The following is an 18,233-nucleotide window of genomic DNA, read 5'->3' on the forward strand; positions in this document are numbered from 1 at the left end:
TGCTCCCCGCGCGAGCGGGGGTGGCCCGAAAATGCGCAACCACCACCGGGCGAAGGTTCCACGCTCCCCGCGCAAGCGGGGCTGGGCCCCCGGACGAGCTAGCCGCTCGCCGGGGGCCCCTTCTCGTCCTCGCGCCGGAACACCTGGATCAGCCACGACGAGAACGCGCCCGTCACCGCCCCCAGCAGCGCCAGGCCGCACGCCATCAGGCCCGCCGCGATGACCCGGCCCATCACCGTCACCGGCACGGCATCCCCGTACCCCACCGTCGTCAGCGTCGCGCATGCCCACCAGACGGCGTCCCCGAACGTGCGGATCGAGGCGCCCGAAGCGCCGTGCTCCCAGTGGTACACGCCGAGCGCCGCCGAGAAGCCGAGCAGGACCGCCGTCATCCCGGCGTACGAGATCACCCGCGCGTACAGGCCGAGCCGGGGGCGGTCCCGCCTGTCCTGGACCGCCGTGTACACCTGCACCACGCGCAGGGGGCGCAGCAGCGGCAGGACCAGGACCAGGGTGTCGAGCCAGCGCAGGCGCGGGAAGCGGAGGCCGAGGCCGCTGAGCCGGAGGCGTACCGCGTAGTCCACGACGAAGAGTGTCCAGGTGCCGCCGACGAGCGCGAGGGAGAGGTCGTGCCAGGGCTGGGCGTCGTCCGGGGCGAGGACGCGGAAGGCGTAGCCGGCCAGGAAGACGAGGGAGGCGGCCAGGAGCGGGATCTCGGTGCGCCCCTCCCAGCGGGTGAGAGCGGGTGGGGGCCGGTCCGGGGTGCGCGCGCTCATCGGCCCAGCATCGCGGGGCGTGAACCGGAACGGCCCCGGCGACACGCTCCGCACAGGTGAAGCAATATGCTGGCCGGCATGACGACTGAGCCGGAGCAGCAGATCGGAGTGGGGACGCCCGACGCGTTCCAGCGCCTGTGGACGCCCCACCGGATGGCGTACATCCGGGGTGAGAACAAGCCGACCGGTCCGGAGGCGGGGGACGGCTGCCCGTTCTGCGGGATTCCGGAGAAGTCGGACGAGGACGGGCTCGTCGTCGCGCGCGGTGCGAAGGTGTACGCCGTGCTGAATCTGTACCCGTACAACGGGGGGCACCTGTTGGTGGTGCCGTACCGGCATGTCGCGGACTACACGGAGCTGGACGGTCCGGAGACGGCGGAGCTGGCCGATTTCACCAAGCGGGCGATGGCCGCGCTGCGGGCGGCGTCGGGTGCGCAGGGTTTCAACATCGGGATGAACCAGGGCGAGGTGGCGGGTGCGGGCATCGCCGCGCATCTGCATCAGCATCTGGTGCCGAGGTGGGGCGGGGACGCCAACTTCATGCCGGTGGTGGGGCACACGCGGGTGCTGCCGCAGCTGCTGGCGGACACGCGGAAGATGCTGGCGGACGCCTGGCCCGCCGCCTGATCCCGCTCGCCCGCCCGTGGGGCGTCCCGGCTGTCGTCCGGGGCGCCCCACCGGCGTGTGCGGGCGGTTACGCGTCGTAGAGGTCGGCCTTGCCGGGGGTGGGGGCCTGGACCAGGCCGCTGAGGACCGACGAGCGGTTGGTGAAGCGTTCGGTGTCCACGCCGTGCTCCTCCAGGACCTTGATCGCGGCGTTGTGGACGACGCGCAGGACGGGGGTGGCGGCGCGCATGGCGTCGTCGGCCATGAAGCGGTGGCGCCAGGGCTTCTCGGCCCAGGCGTGCCGGAGGCCGAAGGGCTCGGGGAGGGCGATCTTGCCGCCGAGGTAGTCAAGGAGCGGCGGGTACCAGGTGAGGGGGGCGCGCAGGGCGAGGCGGGTGACCTCGGAGGCGTCGACGAGGGCGAGGGTGATGTCGCGGGTCTCCCAGAACCGGACGGTCTTGTTGACGGTCTTGGTCTTCGCGGCCGGTTTGCTGGTGAAGAGGGAGTGGACGGGGCCGAGGGCGTGTCCGGTGACCTCGATGCGCAGGGTCTCGTAGAGGACGGTGACCGTGATCATCATGGTGATGACGAGCTGGCCGTCCCAGAGGGTGAACTGGACGCCGAGGTAGTGGCGGTTGCCGCCGCCGAACTGCTGGTGGTTGCAGATCCGCTGTATCTCGTGGGGCTTGATCTGGTAGGTGGCGACGTCCTCGCCCTGGGGGCGGCTGACGCTGTCGGTGTTCTCCCCGATGGGGGTGACGATCCAGTGGGTGACGGACGGGGTGGGGAATCCGCCGGTGTTGAGGGGGCCGCGCTCCAGCAGCTTCAGCTGGTCGTGGATGACGCGGACGACGTCCCAGCTGCGGAACTGGTGGATCTCCTTGCCGGGTTCCTTGGGGACCAGGTCCTCGGCGAGATGCCAGCTGCCCCAGCGGGTGCCCATGCCGAGGATGCCCTTGGGTCCCGCGTAGAAGAGGGAGTTGGCCTGCTGTTCGGCGGTGAGCTTCTCCAGGCCCTGGCGCAGGGCCTCGCGGGCGGTCTCGCTGGGGTTCCTCGGCACCGCCTCGGGGATCTTGGCGATGACGCCGCCGCCGGAGAGCAGGCCGTCCCAGCGGGCGCGCATGTCCTGGGCGGACCGTTCCGCGATGCGCCGGGCGAGGTACCAGCCGATGACGGGGGCGACGAACATCAGGCGCAGATAGAGGCCGAGGAGGCCGGTCAGCGGCAGCTTGAGCATGAGGACGACGACGCCGATGCCGACGAGCGGCAGCAGGCTGTTGCCGAGGACGGTGATGCCCTTGTCCTTGGTCTTCGCGAAGCCGTCGCGGAGCCGGAAGACGAGGACCCACAGCAGCATGCCGGGCAGGAAGAGGAAGCCGAACAGGGCGGTGACGGCGGTGAGTCGGGCGTCGCGGGTCTTGCGCAGACGGGTCGCGGCCAGGCAGTGCTCGACGACGGTCTGCGGGTCGCTGCCGAAGGACTGGATGAGGTCCTTGCGGGCGCCGCCGAGCATGCGTTCCTGGACGGCGCGGGAGAACGCCTCGCCGAGGTTGGGCTTGAAGTAGTCCGAGGTGAAGAACTTCGAACGGCCCGCCTTCACTTCGGACTTGTGCCACTCGCTGTTGGCTTTGAGGATGTCCTCCACCGGACTGTCGCGGTACGCCGCGGAGGCGAGGGCGTTGGTCGCCACCGCCGCGCTCGCCGATCCCTGGAGCGGAATCTGTGCTCCGGGTGAGAAATCGAATCCGTTGCTGGCCACTGTCGCCCCCACTCGCCACCGAGGAACCGCTCCTGCGGCTGTTTCCCAACTGCCGTGCCCGGCACACTTTCTGAGTCGGGGTCCCAGCGTATCGTCCGGAAACGCACCGCGTCCGGCCCTGTGGACAACGCGTCGCGGAGCGTTTCAGCCGTCCTGGGCCCGTACGCGGTCGGCGAGTCGTGCGGGCATGGGCTCGTGGCGGGCGTAGGCGCGGTCGAAGCGGCCGGTGCCGTGGGTCAGGGCGCGCAGGTCGATCGCGTACCGGCCGATTTCCAGTTCGGGCACGTCGGCGCGTACCCGCGTGTGCCCGTCGCCGGACTGTTCGGTGCCGGTGACCCGGCCCCGGCGGCCCGAGAGGTCGCTGAGCACCGGGCCGACGTAGTCGTCGGGGACCAGCACGCCGACCTCGGCGACGGGCTCCAGCAGCCGGATGCCCGCCCCGGCCGCGGCCTCGCGCAGGGCCAGGGCGCCGGCGGTCTGGAACGCGGCGTCGGAGGAGTCCACGGAGTGCGCCCTGCCGTCCCGCAGCACGACCCGGACGTCGGTCAGCGGGTGCCCGGTGGCGACGCCCCGGGCGGCCTGGGCACGGACGCCCTTCTCCACGGAGGCGATGAACGGGTGGGGGACGGCTCCGCCGGTGACCCGGTCGACGAATTCGATACCGGAGCCGGCGGGCAGCGGTTCGACGTCGATCTCGCAGACCGCGTACTGGCCGTGTCCGCCGGACTGCTTGACCTGGCGGCCGTGCCCGGTGGCCGGTGCGGCGAAGGTCTCGCGCAGGGCCACCTCGTACGGGACGGTGTCCACCCGGACCCCGTAGTGGTCGCGCAGCCGGTCCAGGGCGACGTCCCGGTGGGCCTCGCCGAGGCACCACAGGACGAGCTGGCCGGTGTCCGGGTTCTGTTCGAGGCGCAGCGCCGGGTCCTCGGCGACCAGCCGGGCCAGGCCGTGCGAGAGCTTGTCCTCGTCGGCCGCGCCGTGGGCCCGGACGGCGAGCGGCAGCAGCGGGTCGGGGCCGGTCCAGGGGGCGAGCAGGAGCGGGTGGGCGGTGCCGGAGAGGGTGTCGCCGGTCTCGGCTGCGTCCAGCCGGGCCACGCACGCCAGGTCCCCGGCGACGCACGCGTCGATGGGCCGCTGCAGCTTCCCGAAGGGTGAGGTCAGGGCGCCGACGCGGGCACGGGCCCGGTGGCCGGGGCGGTCCTCGCGGCCGGGGCCGTCGAGCCCGTGGCCGTGGATGTGGACGGTGTCGTCGGGGCGCAGGGTGCCGGAGAAGACGCGGACCAGGGAGAGCCGGCCGGCGTACGGGTCCGAGGACGTCTTGACGACCTCCGCGACCAGGGGCCCTTCGGGGTCGCCGTCCAGGGCGGGCAGCGGGGCGCCGTCCGGGGTGGTGACGGCGGGGAGCGGGTGCGCGTACGGGGGCGGGAAGCCGCGGGTGACCAGGTCGAGGAGTTCGGCGGTGCCCACGGCGAGGTGGGTGTCGCGGGCGGCGGGCGCGGCGGCGAGCACGGGGTGGAAGGAGCCGCGGGCGACGGCGCGTTCGAGGTCGCGGAGGAGGGTTTCGGCGTCGAGGGTCTCGCCGCCGAGGTAGCGGTCCATCAGGGTCTCGTCCTCGCTCTCGGCGATGATGCCCTCGATGAGCCGGGCCCGCGCCGCCGCGAGGGCGGCCCGCCGGTCGCCGGAGCGGTCTGCGCCGTCCGGGTCCCGTTGCGGGAGCAGGCCGGTGAGGCCGGTGAGCGGGGCGTGCCCGTCGGCGGCCTCGGGGCCGTACTCGGGCAGGTGGAGGGGGAGTACGGCGTCGGGGTCGTCGGCGCCGAAGAGTTCGCCGCAGAGCCGGGTCATCGCGTCGAACGGGGTGCGGGCGGTGTCGAGGTGGGTGACGACGATGGCGCGGGGCATGCCGACGCGGGCGCACTCCTCCCACAGGGTCCTGGTGGTGCCGGCGACGGTTCCGGGCTCCTGGGCCGCCGAGACGACGAACAGGGCGGCGTCCGCCGCGCGCAGTCCGGCCCGGACCTCCCCGACGAAGTCGGCGTAGCCCGGTGTGTCGAGCAGGTTGACGGTGAACCCGTCCCATTCGACCGGGACGACGGAGAGCTGGACGGAGCGGCCCTGCCGGTGCTCGGTGTCCTCGTGGTCGGAGACGGTCGTGCCGTCCTCGACCCGGCCCGCCCGGCCGATGGCGCCCGCGGTCCGCGCGAGCGCTTCGACGAGCGTGGTCTTGCCGGAGCCGCTGTGGCCGACCAGTGCCACGTTGCGCAGGGTGCGGGGGCGGCGGGCCCCCGGTCCGGGGTGCGGGTGTGCCGTGCTGCCCATGTGTGCCTCCGCTCGGACGGTGCACCGAGTGCGGGGCCGGCGCGGCGGCTGCGGCGGCGCCCGCGGTATTTCGAGCTTGGCACTCCCGCCGGACGCCGTCCACAGCACGCACTCCCCGCGCCGGGGTGCCCGGACGTTACGGGGGGTCGGCCGTGACTACGATGGACGCGGAGGGTGCTGACAGCCCCGGCCGGTTCAGGGCCTTCAGCGCCCTCCTGCCGGTGGCCGTCGGGGTCACACGGCCCACCGACCCTCGGGAAGGCCATGCTGAACAAGTACGCGCGTGCCTTTTTCACGCGTGTTCTCACGCCGTTCGCCGCACTGCTCCTCCGCCTCGGCGTGAGCCCTGACGCCGTCACCCTGATCGGTACGGCCGGGGTGATGGCCGGTGCGCTGGTCTTCTTCCCGATGGGGGAGTTCTTCTGGGGCACGATCGTCATCACGATCTTCGTGTTCTCCGACCTCGTGGACGGGAACATGGCGCGCCAGGCCGGGATCTCCAGCCGCTGGGGGGCGTTCCTGGACTCCACGCTCGACCGGGTCGCGGACGGGGCCATCTTCGGCGGCTTCGCCCTCTGGTACGCGGGCAGCGGCGACGACAACATCCTGTGCGCGGTGGCGATCTTCTGCCTCGCCAGCGGCCAGGTGGTCTCGTACACCAAGGCGCGCGGCGAGTCGATCGGTCTGCCGGTGGCGGTCAACGGGCTCGTGGAGCGCGCCGAGCGCCTGGTGATCTCGCTGGTGGCGGCCGGTTTCGCGGGGCTGCACAAGTTCGGTGTGCCGGGCATCCAGGTGCTGCTGCCGATCGCGCTGTGGATCGTCGCCGTCGGCAGCCTGGTGACGCTGGTCCAGCGCGTCGTCACCGTGCGCCGCGAGTCCGCCGAGGCGGACGCGGCCGACGCGGCCGGGCGGTGAGCGGCCCCGGCCCGGACACGCGGCCGGGCGTGCGGGAACGGCTGAGCGACGGGCTGTACGGGCTGGGCTGGGCGGCGGTCAAGACGCTGCCCGAACCGGTGGCGCGGGCCCTGTTCCGTACCCTCGCCGACCAGGTGTGGCGGCGGCGCGGCAAGAGCGTGCTGCGGCTGGAGTCCAACCTCGCCCGCGTCGTGCCGGACGCCGACGCGGCCCGGCTCGCCGCCCTGTCGCGCGCGGGCATGCGCTCCTACATGCGCTACTGGATGGAATCGTTCCGGCTGCCCACCTGGAGCCCGGAGCGGATCAAGGCGTCCATCGACGTGACGGACGCCCACCGGCTGACGGACGGCCTCGACTCCGGGCGCGGGGTGATCCTCGCCCTGCCGCACCTGGGCAACTGGGACCTGGCCGGGGCGTGGGTGACCACGGACCTGAAGGTGCCGTTCACCACGGTCGCCGAGCGGCTGAAGCCCGAATCGCTGTACGACCGGTTCGTCGCCTACCGCGAGGGCCTGGGCATGGAGGTGCTGCCGCACACCGGCGGCGCCGCGTTCGGGACGCTGGCCCGGCGGCTGCGGTCGGGCGGCCTGGTCTGTCTGGTCGCCGACCGCGATCTGTCCGCCTCCGGGGTGGCGGTGTCGTTCTTCGGAGACACGGCCCGGATGCCGGCCGGCCCCGCGCTGCTCGCCCAGCAGACCGGCGCGCTGCTCCTTCCGGTGACGCTCTCGTACGACGACACGCCGGTGATGAAGGCCCGTATCCATCCGCCCGTCGAGGTGCCCGACGCGGGTGACCGGGGCGCGCGGACGTCCCGGATGACCCAGGCGCTGGCCGACGCGTTCGCCCTGGGCATCTCCGAGCACCCGGAGGACTGGCACATGCTGCAACGGCTCTGGCTCGCCGACCTCGAACCCCGCGGAGACCGGAGCGGAGACACGACGTGAAGATCGGCATCGTCTGCCCGTACTCCTGGGACGTACCGGGCGGTGTGCAGTTCCACATCCGGGACCTGGCCGAACACCTCATCCGGCTCGGCCACGAGGTGTCCGTGCTGGCGCCCGCCGACGACGAGACGCCGCTGCCGCCGTACGTGGTCTCCGCCGGCCGGGCCGTGCCCGTGCGCTACAACGGTTCCGTGGCCCGGCTGAACTTCGGCTTCCTGTCGGCGGCGCGGGTGCGGCGCTGGCTGCACGAGGGCACCTTCGACGTCGTCCACATCCATGAGCCGACCTCGCCGTCGCTGGGCCTGCTGACCTGCTGGGCGGCCCAGGGACCGATCGTCGCCACGTTCCACACGTCCAACCCGCGCTCCCGCGCGATGATCGCCGCGTACGCCATCCTGCAGGCCGCGCTGGAGAAGATCAGCGCGCGGATCGCGGTCAGCGAGTACGCCCGCCGGACCCTCGTCGAGCACCTCGGCGGGGACGCCGTCGTCATCCCGAACGGTGTGGACGTCGACTTCTTCGCGAGGGCCGAACCCCGGCCCGAGTGGCAGGGCGGCACCATCGGCTTCATCGGGCGCATCGACGAGCCGCGCAAGGGGCTGCCCGTGCTGATGCGGGCGCTGCCCGCCATCCTGGCCGCCCGCCCGGAGACCAGGCTGCTGGTGGCCGGCCGGGGCGACGAGGAGGAGGCCGTCGCCTCACTGCCGAAGGAGATGCGCTCGCGCGTGGAGTTCCTGGGCATGGTGAGCGACGAGGACAAGGCGCGGCTGCTGCGCAGCGTCGACCTGTACGTGGCGCCCAACACCGGGGGCGAGAGCTTCGGCATCATCCTGGTCGAGGCCATGTCGGCGGGCGCGCCGGTCCTCGCCAGCGACCTGGACGCCTTCGCCCAGGTGCTGGACCAGGGCGCGGCGGGCGAACTGTTCGCCAACGAGAACGCCGACGCGCTGGCCGGGGCGGCGATCCGGCTGCTGGGCGACCCGGAGCGGCGCGCCGGACTGCGCGAGAGGGGCAGCGCCCATGTGCGGCGCTTCGACTGGTCGACGGTCGGGGCGGACATCCTCGCCGTGTACGAGACGGTGACGGACGGCGCCGCCTCGGTCGCGGCGGACGAGCGCACCGGCCTGCGCGGCCGGTTCGGGCCCGCCCGGTAGCCTTTCGGCCCGTGACCGCAACCCTCATCTGGGCCGTCGTCGTCCTCGTCGCGATCGGCCTGTACCTCAGCTGGACCGCCGGCCGCCTCGACCGGCTGCACACCCGGATCGACGCGGCCCGCGCCGCCCTCGACGCGCAACTGCTGCGCCGGGCCTCGGTCACCCAGGAACTCGCCACCTCCGGGGTGCTCGACCCGGCCTCCTCGATCGTGCTGTACGAGGCCGCGCACGCCGCCCGGCAGTCCCCGCAGGAGCAGCGGGAGGTCGCCGAGAGCGAGTTGAGCGCCGCCCTGCGCGCGGTGTTCGGCGAGAGCGAGCAGGTGGAGGCGGTGCGGGAGATCCCCGGCGGCCAGGAGGCGGCGTCCGAGCTGGCGGCCGCGGTGCGCCGGGTGCCGATGGCGCGGCGGTTCCACAACGACGCGGTCCGGGCGGCGCGGGCGCTGCGCCGCCACCGCACGGTGCGCTGGTTCCGGCTCGCCGGGCACGCCCCGTTCCCGCTGGCCTTCGAAATGGACGACGAGCCGCCGGTGGCCCTGGCGGACCGCCCCGGCAGCTGACAGGGGGCGGCCCGGTCCGGCAGTTGACGGACAGCGGACCGCTCGGCGGCTGACGGACGGTGGCCCGGTCCGTGCGCGCGGGGGCCGGGGCAAAACGAGCCACCGGCCACCCATTGGCCCTTGCTGTGGACTGGTCGGGGGGCGTTTGCTCGGGTGTGCGCCCTTGGGCGTCCCCGCATCCGCTTCCCCACAGTGAGGTCGATCCGTGTCCACACTCCCCAGCACCCCGCAGTCCGCCGACACCCCGGCCACCGGCACCGCCCGCGTCAAGCGCGGCATGGCCGAGCAGCTCAAGGGCGGCGTGATCATGGACGTCGTCAACGCCGAGCAGGCGAAGATCGCCGAGGACGCGGGCGCCGTGGCCGTCATGGCCCTGGAGCGGGTGCCGGCCGACATCCGCAAGGACGGCGGCGTGGCCCGGATGTCCGACCCGAACATGATCGAGGAGATCATCGAGGCGGTGTCCATCCCGGTGATGGCCAAGTCCCGCATCGGGCACTTCGTCGAGGCGCAGGTGCTCCAGTCCCTCGGCGTCGACTACATCGACGAGTCCGAGGTCCTCACCCCGGCCGACGAGGTCAACCACAGCGACAAGTTCGCCTTCACCACGCCGTTCGTCTGCGGTGCCACCAACCTGGGCGAGGCGCTGCGCCGGATTGCCGAGGGCGCGGCCATGATCCGTTCCAAGGGCGAGGCCGGCACCGGCAACGTCGTCGAGGCCGTCCGCCACCTGCGCCAGATCAAGAACGAGATCGCCCGGCTGCGCGGCTACGACAACAACGAGCTGTACGCCGCCGCCAAGGAGCTGCGCGCCCCCTACGAGCTGGTCAAGGAGGTCGCCGAGCTGGGCAAGCTGCCCGTCGTGCTGTTCTCCGCGGGCGGCGTCGCCACCCCGGCGGACGCGGCGCTGATGCGGCAGCTCGGGGCCGAGGGCGTCTTCGTCGGCTCCGGCATCTTCAAGTCCGGCGACCCGGCCAAGCGCGCCGCCGCCATCGTGAAGGCCACCACCTTCTTCGACGACCCGAAGATCATCGCGGACGCCTCCCGCGACCTGGGCGAGGCCATGGTCGGCATCAACTGCGACACGCTGCCCGAGGCCGAGCGCTACGCGAACCGCGGCTGGTAAGCAGCGATGAGCGCAACGCCTGTGGTCGGCGTCCTGGCCCTCCAGGGCGACGTCCGGGAACACCTGATCGCCCTGGCCTCGGCGAACGCCCTGGCCAGGCCGGTCCGGCGTCCCGAGGAACTGGCGGAGGTCGACGGCCTGGTCCTGCCCGGCGGCGAGTCCACCACCATGTCCAAGCTGGCCGCCCTGTTCGGCCTGCTGGAGCCCCTGCGCGAGCGGATCGCGGCCGGCATGCCCGTCTACGGCACCTGCGCCGGGATGATCCTGCTCGCCGACAAGATCCTCGACCCCCGGTCCGGCCAGGAGACGCTGGGCGGCATCGACATGATCGTGCGCCGTAACGCTTTCGGGCGGCAGAACGAGTCCTTCGAGGCGGCCGTCGAGGTCGCCGGGATCGACGGCGGACCGGTGGAGGGCGTCTTCATCCGGTCCCCCTGGGTCGAGTCCGTGGGCGCCCGCGCGAAGGTCGTCGCCGAGCACGGCGGACACATCGTGGCCGTACGGCAGGACAACGCGTTCGCCACGTCCTTCCACCCGGAACTGACCGGCGATCACCGGCTCCACGCGTACTTCACCGAGATGGTGCGCGCGGCCGGGTGACTCGATCCCGGTAGGATCTCTCGGGTTCGTACGGAATTTGGTGACGCGAAGGAGAAGGCAGATGTCCGGCCACTCTAAATGGGCTACGACGAAGCACAAGAAGGCCGTGATTGACGCCAAGCGCGGCAAGCTCTTCGCGAAGCTGATCAAGAACATCGAGGTCGCGGCCCGCACCGGTGGTGTGGACCCCGAGGGCAACCCGACCCTCGTGGACGCGATCCAGAAGGCGAAGAAGAGTTCGGTCCCGAACAAGAACATCGACTCCGCGGTCAAGCGCGGTGGCGGTCTCGAGGCCGGTGGCGTCGACTACCAGACGATCATGTACGAGGGTTACGGACCCAACGGTGTCGCGGTGCTCATCGAGTGCCTCACCGACAACCGCAACCGTGCCGCGTCCGACGTACGCGTCGCCATGACGCGCAACGGCGGCTCGATGGCCGACCCCGGCTCCGTCTCGTACCTCTTCAACCGCAAGGGCGTCGTCATCGTCCCCAAGGGCGAGCTGACGGAGGACGACGTGCTCGGTGCCGTCCTCGAAGCGGGCGCCGAGGAGGTCAACGACCTGGGCGACACCTACGAGGTCGTCAGCGAGGCCACCGACCTGGTCGCGGTCCGTACCGCGCTCCAGCAGGAGGGCATCGACTACGACTCGGCCGAGGCCAACTTCCTGCCCACCATGCAGGTCGACCTCGACGAGGAGGGCGCCCGCAAGATCTTCAAGCTGATCGACGCGCTGGAGGACAGCGACGACGTGCAGAACGTCTTCGCCAACTTCGACGTCAGCGACGAGGTCATGGCCAAGGTGGACGCCTGAGCCACGCCTGTCGCGAGCGGGCCGGCGGGGGACACACCCCGTCGGCCCGTCGCGTTGTCGGTGGTGACCGATAGCCTGCTGGAACAGTTGACCGATCGGCAGGGAGGGGCGGACCGTGCGGGTGCTCGGCGTGGACCCGGGTCTGACCAGGTGCGGCGTCGGCGTCGTCGAAGGCGTCGCGGGACGGCCCCTGACCATGTGCGGCGTGGGCGTCGTCCGCACCCCGGCCGGCGCGGAACTGGGCGACCGCCTGGTGGCCGTCGAACGCGGCATCGAGGAGTGGCTCGACGAACACCGCCCCGACTGCGTCGCCGTCGAGCGCGTCTTCGCCCAGCACAACGTCCGTACGGTGATGGGCACCGCCCAGGCCAGCGCCATCGCCATGCTCTGCGCGGCCCGGCGCGGCCTCCCCGTCGCCCTGCACACCCCCAGCGAGGTCAAGGCCGCCATCTCCGGCAGCGGACGCGCCGACAAGGCCCAGGTCGGAGCCATGGTCACCCGGCTCCTGCGGCTGGACGCCCCGCCGAAACCGGCCGACGCCGCCGACGCCCTGGCGCTCGCCATCTGCCACATCTGGCGCGCCCCCGCCCTCAACCGCCTCCAGCAGGCGCACGCGGCCGCGGCCCGCGCGCCGCGCGCCGCGCGCACCGCGGCCGTACCCGTCCGGAAGGTCCCCCGATGATCGCCTTCGTCAGCGGCCCCGTCGCCGCGCTCTCCCCGACCACGGCCGTCATCGAGGTCGGCGGCATCGGCATGGCCGTCCAGTGCGCCCCCAACACCCTGGCCGACCTGCGCGTCGGCCGGCAGGCCAGACTCGCCACCTCCCTCGTCGTCCGCGAGGACTCGCTGACGCTCTACGGCTTCGCCGACGACGACGAGCGACAGGTCTTCGAACTCCTGCAGACCGCCAGCGGCGTCGGCCCCCGCCTCGCCCAGGCCATGCTCGCCACCCACACCCCCGACGCCCTGCGCCTCGCCGTCGCCACCGGCGACGAGAAGGCCCTCACCGCGGTCTCCGGCATCGGCAAGAAGGGCGCCCAGAAACTCCTGCTCGAACTGAAGGACCGGCTCGGCGAACCCGTCGGCGGCCACGCCCCCGGCCAGGGCATCGGCGCCGCCGTCTCCGCCTCCTGGCGCGACCAGCTCCAGGCCGCGCTCATCGGCCTCGGCTACGCCACCCGCGAGGCGGACGAAGCCGTCGCCGCCGTCGCCCCGCAGGCCGAGGAAGCCCTGGCCGCAGGCGGCCCGGCCCCCGTGCCGCAGCTCCTGCGCGCCGCCCTGCAGACCCTCAACCGGGCACGCTGAACCGCGCGGGCCCCCTGCTACGCCCCGCCGGCCACCCCCGGCCGGGACACCGATACATCCGAGGCGGACAGACGAGATGAACTGGGACGACACCGACGCCGGCATGGACGAACGCTACGACGAACGGCCGGCCGACGAGCGGCTGGTCGACGCCGGCGCCGACGGCGACGACACCGCGGTCGAGGCGGCGCTGCGCCCCAAGGACCTCGACGAGTTCGTCGGCCAGGAGAAGGTGCGCGAACAGCTCGACCTCGTCCTCAAGGCCGCCCGCGCCCGCGGCGCCACCGCCGACCACGTGCTGCTCTCCGGCGCCCCCGGCCTCGGCAAGACCACCCTCTCCATGATCATCGCGGCCGAGATGAACGCCCCGATCCGCATCACCTCCGGCCCCGCCATCCAGCACGCCGGAGACCTCGCGGCGATCCTCTCCTCGCTCCAGGAGGGCGAGGTCCTCTTCCTGGACGAGATCCACCGCATGTCCCGGCCCGCCGAGGAGATGCTGTACATGGCCATGGAGGACTTCCGGGTCGACGTCATCGTCGGCAAGGGCCCCGGCGCCACCGCGATCCCGCTGGAGCTGCCCCCCTTCACCCTGGTCGGCGCCACCACCCGGGCCGGGCTGCTGCCGCCCCCGCTGCGCGACCGCTTCGGCTTCACCGGCCACATGGAGTTCTACACCCCCGCCGAGCTGGAACGCGTGATCCACCGCTCCGCCCGCCTGCTCGACGTCGAGACGGACGCCGCCGGCGCCGCCGAGATCGCCGGCCGCTCCCGGGGCACGCCCCGCATCGCCAACCGGCTGCTGCGCCGCGTACGGGACTACGCCCAGGTCAAGGCCGACGGCCGGATCGACCGGGAGACCGCGGCGGCGGCCCTCGGGGTGTACGAGGTCGACGCCCGCGGCCTCGACCGGCTGGACCGGGCGGTGCTGGGCGCCCTGCTCAAGCTGTTCGGCGGCGGTCCGGTCGGCCTGTCCACCCTGGCGGTCGCCGTGGGGGAGGAGCGGGAGACCGTCGAGGAGGTCGCCGAGCCCTTCCTCGTCCGCGAAGGGCTGCTGGCCAGGACCCCGCGCGGGCGCGTCGCCACCCCCGCTGCCTGGGCCCACCTGGGAATGGTCCAGCCACAGAACGGCGTAACGGGACAACAGGGCCTGTTCGGGGCGTGATGCGTCACAGGTTGACCGGGAGCGGAACCACGGTGCCATGCTGGGCGTTGTTCCATCGATACGGACTCGCTTAGACTCCGCCGATGCCGCCCCTTGGGGGCGGTGTGCCCACCCCCGAAGAACAGGCCGCTCTCCATCGCGGTCGTGCGAAGGAAACTCGTCCCGTGAATCCCCTGACTCTCCTCCCCCTCATCGTGCTCATCGGGGCCATGTTCCTGATGACGCGGTCCGCCAAGAAGAAGCAGGCGGCGGCTGCGGCGATGCGCGACGAAATGCAGCCCGGTACCGGCGTCCGCACGATCGGGGGGATGTACGCCACCGTCAAGGAGCTGCACGCCGACACGGTCCTCCTCGAGGTTGCTCCCGGCGTCCACGCCGTTTACGCCAAGAACGCCATCGGCGCCGTTCTCGACGACGCGGAGTACAACCGCATCGTCCACGGCGACGAGCCCGAGCTCGACGTCGACGGCGCGATCGTGCCGGACGACGCCTCCTCGCTCACCGGTCCCGACACCGACGACGCCAAGACCGACCTGGTCAAGAAGACCGACTCGGACGAGGGCGACGAGGCCGGGGCCGAGGCCGACGACAAGGCCGAGGGCAAGGGCGACGGCGAGACCGGCTCGAAGTAGCGCACCGACACGGGGAGGCCGGGTGCCGATGGCATCCGGCCACCCCCGGTCCGTGCGCTTTTTCGAGGGGGCGGGCCCCCACTAAACTTCGTGGCCGCTCGGGCGCGTACCCGGCGCGGGGCGGTTGGACAGGGAGAAACGACAAGGTGGCAGCACCGAAGAAAGGCCGAGGCGCGGCCGGTGGACAGGGGAAGCCAGGGCGATCCCTGGCGCTGATCCTGATCGCCATGGTCGCGCTGACGGGCGGGATGTTCCTGGCCCACCAGCCGACGCCGAGACTCGGCATCGACCTGGCGGGCGGCACGTCCATCACGCTGGAGGCCAAGGCCGAGCCCGGCCAGGAGTCGGCGATCAACAAGACCAACATGGACACCGCGGTCGAGATCATGAACCGCCGCGTCAACGGTCTTGGGGTCAGTGAGGCCGAGGTCCAGACCCAGGGCGACAGGAACATCATCGTCAACATCCCCAAGGGCACGAACTCCGCCCAGGCCCGGAAGCAGGTCGGTACCACGGCCAAGCTCTACTTCCGGCCCGTGCTGACGATCGCCCCGGGAACGCCCACCCCGGCACCGAGCGCCTCACCCTCGGGCAAGACCAGCGCGCCACCCTCACCCAAGGCATCAGCATCGGAAGAGGCCTCGGACGGCGAGGAGGGTGAGCATGCCGGCTCCTCGACCGCGCCGTCCGCCTCCGCCACCGCCCAGGGCCGCGCCGTCACCGGCGCCCTGAAGGCCGACGCCTCCCCGACCCCGAAGGCCAGCCAGTCCGCGTCCGCCGAGGACGAGGCCGCCGCCGCGAAGCTGCAGAAGCAGTTCGAGGCGCTGGACTGCTCCACCAAGGAATCGCGCTCCAAGGCCGCCCGCGGCGGCAAGGCCGAGGACACGGTCGTCGCCTGCAGTTCCGAGGGCGACATCAAGTACGTGCTCGGCCCGGCCGAGGTCTCCGGCACCGAGGTCGACAGCGCCCGTGCCAACTTCGACCAGCAGCGCGGCATGTGGATCGTGCAGATGGAGTTCTCCGACAAGGGCTCCAAGCAGTTCCAGACGATCACCAAGAAGCTCTCCGCGCAGCAGGAGCCCCAGAACCAGTTCGCCATCGCCCTCGACGGCGAGGTCGTCTCGGCTCCCCGCGTCAACTCCACGCTGAGCGGCAGCGCCGAGATCTCCGGCAGCTTCAACCAGGACTCCGCCGAGGAACTGGCCAACGTCCTCTCCTACGGCGCCCTCCCGCTCTCCTTCAAGGAGCAGAGCGTCACCACCGTCACCGCCGCACTCGGCGGCGAGCAGCTGAGGGCCGGGCTCATCGCCGGTGCCATCGGCCTCGCGCTCGTGGTGATCTACCTGGTTGCCTACTACCGAGGACTCGCGTTCATCGCCCTCCTCAGCCTCCTGGTCTCCGGCATCCTCAGCTACACGATCATGTCGCTCCTCGGCCCCGGCATCGGCTTCGCGCTGAACCTGCCCGCCGTCTGTGGAGCCATCGTGGCGATCGGTATCACCGCGGACTCCTTCATCGTGTACTTCGAACGCGTGAGAGACGAGATCCGCGAGGGCCGCACGCTGAGGCCGGCCGTCGAGCGGGGCTGGCCGCGCGCCCGCCGCACCATCCTGGTCTCCGACTTCGTGTCGTTCCTCGCCGCCGCCGTGCTCTTCGTCGTCACCGTCGGCAAGGTCCAGGGCTTCGCGTTCACGCTGGGGCTCACCACGCTGCTCGACATCGTCGTGGTCTTCCTCTTCACCAAGCCGCTGCTGACGCTGATGGCCCGGAAGAAGTTCTTCGCCAGCGGCCACCCGTGGTCCGGTCTGGACCCGAAGCGCCTCGGGGCCAAGCCGCCGCTGCGCCGCTCCCGCCGCGTCAACGCCCCCACCGAACCGAAGGAGGCGTGAGATGTCGCGACTCGGGAATCTCGGCGCCCGCCTCTATCGAGGCGAGGTCGGCTACGACTTCATCGGCAAGCGCAAGATCTGGTACGGCGTCTCCGTCCTGATCACCATCACGGCCATCCTCGGCCTCGTGGTCAGCGGCCTCAACATGGGCATCGAGTTCAAGGGCGGTGCCGTCTTCACCACCCCGAAGACGAGCGTGTCCGTCGCCGAGGCGGAGGACCTGGCCACGGAGGCCTCCGGCCACCAGGCCATCGTCCAGAAGCTGGGCAACGGAGGTCTGCGCGTCCAGATCACCGAGGTCGACACCCAGAAGTCCGACCAGATCCAGGACAAGCTCGCCGCCGACCTCGGCGTCCCGCGCGCGAAGATCGCCGCGGACCTCGTCGGCCCCAGCTGGGGCGAGCAGATCGCCAACAAGGCATGGACCGGCCTCGGCATCTTCATGCTGCTGGTCGTCATCTACCTGGCGATCGCCTTCGAGTGGCGGATGGCCGTCGCGGCCCTCGTCGCGCTGATCCACGACATCACCATCACGGTCGGTGTCTACGCCCTGGTCGGCTTCGAGGTCACGCCGGGCACCGTGATCGGTCTGCTCACCATCCTCGGTTACTCCCTCTACGACACGGTCGTCGTCTTCGACAGCCTCAAGGAGGGCACGCACGGGATCACCCGGCAGACCCGGTACACGTACAGCGACGTCGCCAACCTCTCGATCAACAGCACGCTGGTCCGCTCGATCAACACCACGGTCGTCGCCCTGCTGCCGGTCGCCGGCCTGCTGTTCATCGGTGGCGGTGTGCTCGGCGCCGGCATGCTGAACGACATCTCACTGGCCCTCTTCGTCGGCCTCGCGGCCGGTGCGTACTCCTCGATCTTCATCGCGACCCCGCTCGTCGCGGACCTCAAGGAGCGCGAGCCGCAGATGAAGGCCCTCAAGAAGCGGGTCCTCGCCAAGCGCGCGGCAGCCGCCGCCAAGGGCGAGGCCAACGAGACGGAGGAGCCCGGCGATGGCGGGACCCTCGACGACGAGGCCGCACCCGCCGGTGCGGTCGTCGGCCAACGCCGTCAGCCCCGCCGGGGCCACGGCCGGACTCCGGGGAAGCGCTGATGACCAGCACCACCGAGACCACCAGGGACCTCCTGCTCAGCCGCATCCGTGACGTGGCGGACTACCCCGAGCCGGGCGTGATGTTCAAGGACATCACCCCGCTGCTCGCGGACCCGGTCGCGTTCACGGCGCTGACCGACACCCTCGCGGAGCTGTGCCTGCGGCACGGCGCCACGAAGATCGTCGGCCTGGAGGCCCGCGGCTTCATCCTGGCCGCGCCCGTCGCGGTCCGGGCCGGCCTCGGCTTCGTACCGGTCCGCAAGGCCGGGAAGCTGCCGGGAGCCACGCTCAGCCAGGCGTACGAGCTGGAGTACGGCACCGCCGAGATCGAGGTCCACGCGGAGGACCTGTCCGCCGACGACCGGATCATGGTCATCGACGACGTCCTGGCCACCGGAGGCACCGCCGAAGCCTCCCTGGAGCTCATCCGCCGGGCCGGCGCCCAGGTCGCCGGGGTCGCCGTCCTGATGGAGCTGGGCTTCCTGGACGGCCGCGCCCGCCTCGCCGACCACCTGCGCGGGGCCCCGCTGGAGGCCCTGATCACCGTCTGACGAGCGGCGGCACCAC

The 18,233-nt window shown here is 72.0% G+C and carries 18 protein-coding genes; 15 read left to right on the forward strand and 3 right to left on the reverse strand.

The window, feature by feature from the left end; all coding sequences use genetic code 11:
- Positions 1-98 precede the first annotated feature (98 nt).
- The gene (locus DNK56_RS13555) at positions 99-776 is read right to left on the reverse strand and encodes a potassium channel family protein (RefSeq protein ID WP_111333893.1); all 678 of its coding nucleotides are present in this window, start codon (positions 774-776) and stop codon (positions 99-101) included.
- Positions 777-842: 66 nt separating this feature from the next.
- Here DNK56_RS13555 and DNK56_RS13560 point away from each other — a divergent pair, with 66 nt between their 5' ends.
- Complete coding sequence (locus DNK56_RS13560; RefSeq protein WP_111333894.1) at positions 843-1,403, forward strand: HIT family protein; 561 nt, start codon at positions 843-845, stop codon at positions 1,401-1,403.
- Between the two features lie 67 nt (positions 1,404-1,470).
- On the opposite strand, the gene DNK56_RS13565 is transcribed toward DNK56_RS13560, so the two are convergent.
- Both DNK56_RS13565 and DNK56_RS13570 read right to left on the reverse strand, forming a co-directional pair.
- A complete protein-coding gene (locus tag DNK56_RS13565) occupies positions 1,471-3,141 on the reverse strand; it encodes a hypothetical protein (protein WP_111333895.1) in 1,671 nt (556 codons plus the stop codon).
- 144 nt (positions 3,142-3,285) lie between these two features.
- On the reverse strand, positions 3,286-5,457 hold the full coding sequence (locus DNK56_RS13570; protein ID WP_111333896.1) for an elongation factor G-like protein EF-G2: 2,172 nt from the start codon (positions 5,455-5,457) through the stop codon (positions 3,286-3,288).
- Positions 5,458-5,721: 264 nt separating this feature from the next.
- Here DNK56_RS13570 and pgsA point away from each other — a divergent pair, with 264 nt between their 5' ends.
- From pgsA to DNK56_RS13640, 14 genes are all read left to right on the forward strand, one after another.
- Positions 5,722-6,372 carry a phosphatidylinositol phosphate synthase gene (pgsA, locus tag DNK56_RS13575; protein ID WP_111333897.1) on the forward strand — a complete coding sequence of 217 codons (651 nt, stop codon included), beginning with the start codon at positions 5,722-5,724 and terminating at the stop codon, positions 6,370-6,372.
- A complete protein-coding gene (locus tag DNK56_RS13580; protein ID WP_111333898.1) occupies positions 6,369-7,316 on the forward strand; it encodes a phosphatidylinositol mannoside acyltransferase in 948 nt (315 codons plus the stop codon). Before pgsA ends, DNK56_RS13580 begins: the two co-directional genes overlap by 4 nt.
- Positions 7,313-8,470 carry a glycosyltransferase family 4 protein gene (locus tag DNK56_RS13585; RefSeq protein WP_111333899.1) on the forward strand — a complete coding sequence of 386 codons (1,158 nt, stop codon included), beginning with the start codon at positions 7,313-7,315 and terminating at the stop codon, positions 8,468-8,470. Before DNK56_RS13580 ends, DNK56_RS13585 begins: the two co-directional genes overlap by 4 nt.
- Positions 8,471-8,481: 11 nt before the next feature.
- Positions 8,482-9,027, forward strand: a complete 546-nt coding sequence (locus tag DNK56_RS13590) for a hypothetical protein (RefSeq protein ID WP_111333900.1) — start codon at positions 8,482-8,484, stop codon at positions 9,025-9,027.
- A gap of 205 nt (positions 9,028-9,232) precedes the next feature.
- Positions 9,233-10,153 carry a pyridoxal 5'-phosphate synthase lyase subunit PdxS gene (pdxS, locus tag DNK56_RS13595; protein WP_111333901.1) on the forward strand — a complete coding sequence of 307 codons (921 nt, stop codon included), beginning with the start codon at positions 9,233-9,235 and terminating at the stop codon, positions 10,151-10,153.
- A gap of 6 nt (positions 10,154-10,159) precedes the next feature.
- Positions 10,160-10,753 carry a pyridoxal 5'-phosphate synthase glutaminase subunit PdxT gene (gene pdxT, locus DNK56_RS13600; protein WP_111333902.1) on the forward strand — a complete coding sequence of 198 codons (594 nt, stop codon included), beginning with the start codon at positions 10,160-10,162 and terminating at the stop codon, positions 10,751-10,753.
- 61 nt (positions 10,754-10,814) lie between these two features.
- On the forward strand, positions 10,815-11,567 hold the full coding sequence (locus DNK56_RS13605) for a YebC/PmpR family DNA-binding transcriptional regulator (RefSeq protein WP_111333903.1): 753 nt from the start codon (positions 10,815-10,817) through the stop codon (positions 11,565-11,567).
- 115 nt (positions 11,568-11,682) lie between these two features.
- The gene (gene ruvC, locus DNK56_RS13610) at positions 11,683-12,249 is read left to right on the forward strand and encodes a crossover junction endodeoxyribonuclease RuvC (protein WP_111333904.1); all 567 of its coding nucleotides are present in this window, start codon (positions 11,683-11,685) and stop codon (positions 12,247-12,249) included.
- Positions 12,246-12,872, forward strand: a complete 627-nt coding sequence (gene ruvA / locus DNK56_RS13615) for a Holliday junction branch migration protein RuvA (RefSeq protein WP_111333905.1) — start codon at positions 12,246-12,248, stop codon at positions 12,870-12,872. The genes ruvC and ruvA overlap by 4 nt, the downstream gene beginning before the upstream one ends.
- A 76-nt stretch (positions 12,873-12,948) precedes the next feature.
- Positions 12,949-14,037, forward strand: a complete 1,089-nt coding sequence (gene ruvB / locus DNK56_RS13620; RefSeq protein WP_111333906.1) for a Holliday junction branch migration DNA helicase RuvB — start codon at positions 12,949-12,951, stop codon at positions 14,035-14,037.
- 164 nt (positions 14,038-14,201) lie between these two features.
- Positions 14,202-14,669 (forward strand): preprotein translocase subunit YajC, encoded by a 468-nt coding sequence (gene yajC / locus DNK56_RS13625; RefSeq protein WP_111333907.1) that lies wholly within the window; start codon positions 14,202-14,204, stop codon positions 14,667-14,669.
- 146 nt (positions 14,670-14,815) lie between these two features.
- A complete protein-coding gene (gene secD / locus DNK56_RS13630; protein WP_111333908.1) occupies positions 14,816-16,558 on the forward strand; it encodes a protein translocase subunit SecD in 1,743 nt (580 codons plus the stop codon).
- 1 nt (position 16,559) lies between these two features.
- Positions 16,560-17,666 (forward strand): protein translocase subunit SecF, encoded by a 1,107-nt coding sequence (gene secF, locus DNK56_RS13635; RefSeq protein WP_111333909.1) that lies wholly within the window; start codon positions 16,560-16,562, stop codon positions 17,664-17,666.
- A complete protein-coding gene (locus tag DNK56_RS13640) occupies positions 17,666-18,217 on the forward strand; it encodes an adenine phosphoribosyltransferase (protein ID WP_111333910.1) in 552 nt (183 codons plus the stop codon). The genes secF and DNK56_RS13640 overlap by 1 nt, the downstream gene beginning before the upstream one ends.
- Positions 18,218-18,233: the final 16 nt, after the last annotated feature.

This window comes from Streptomyces sp. AC1-42W, from assembly GCF_003248355.1.
Lineage (GTDB): Bacteria > Actinomycetota > Actinomycetes > Streptomycetales > Streptomycetaceae > Streptomyces.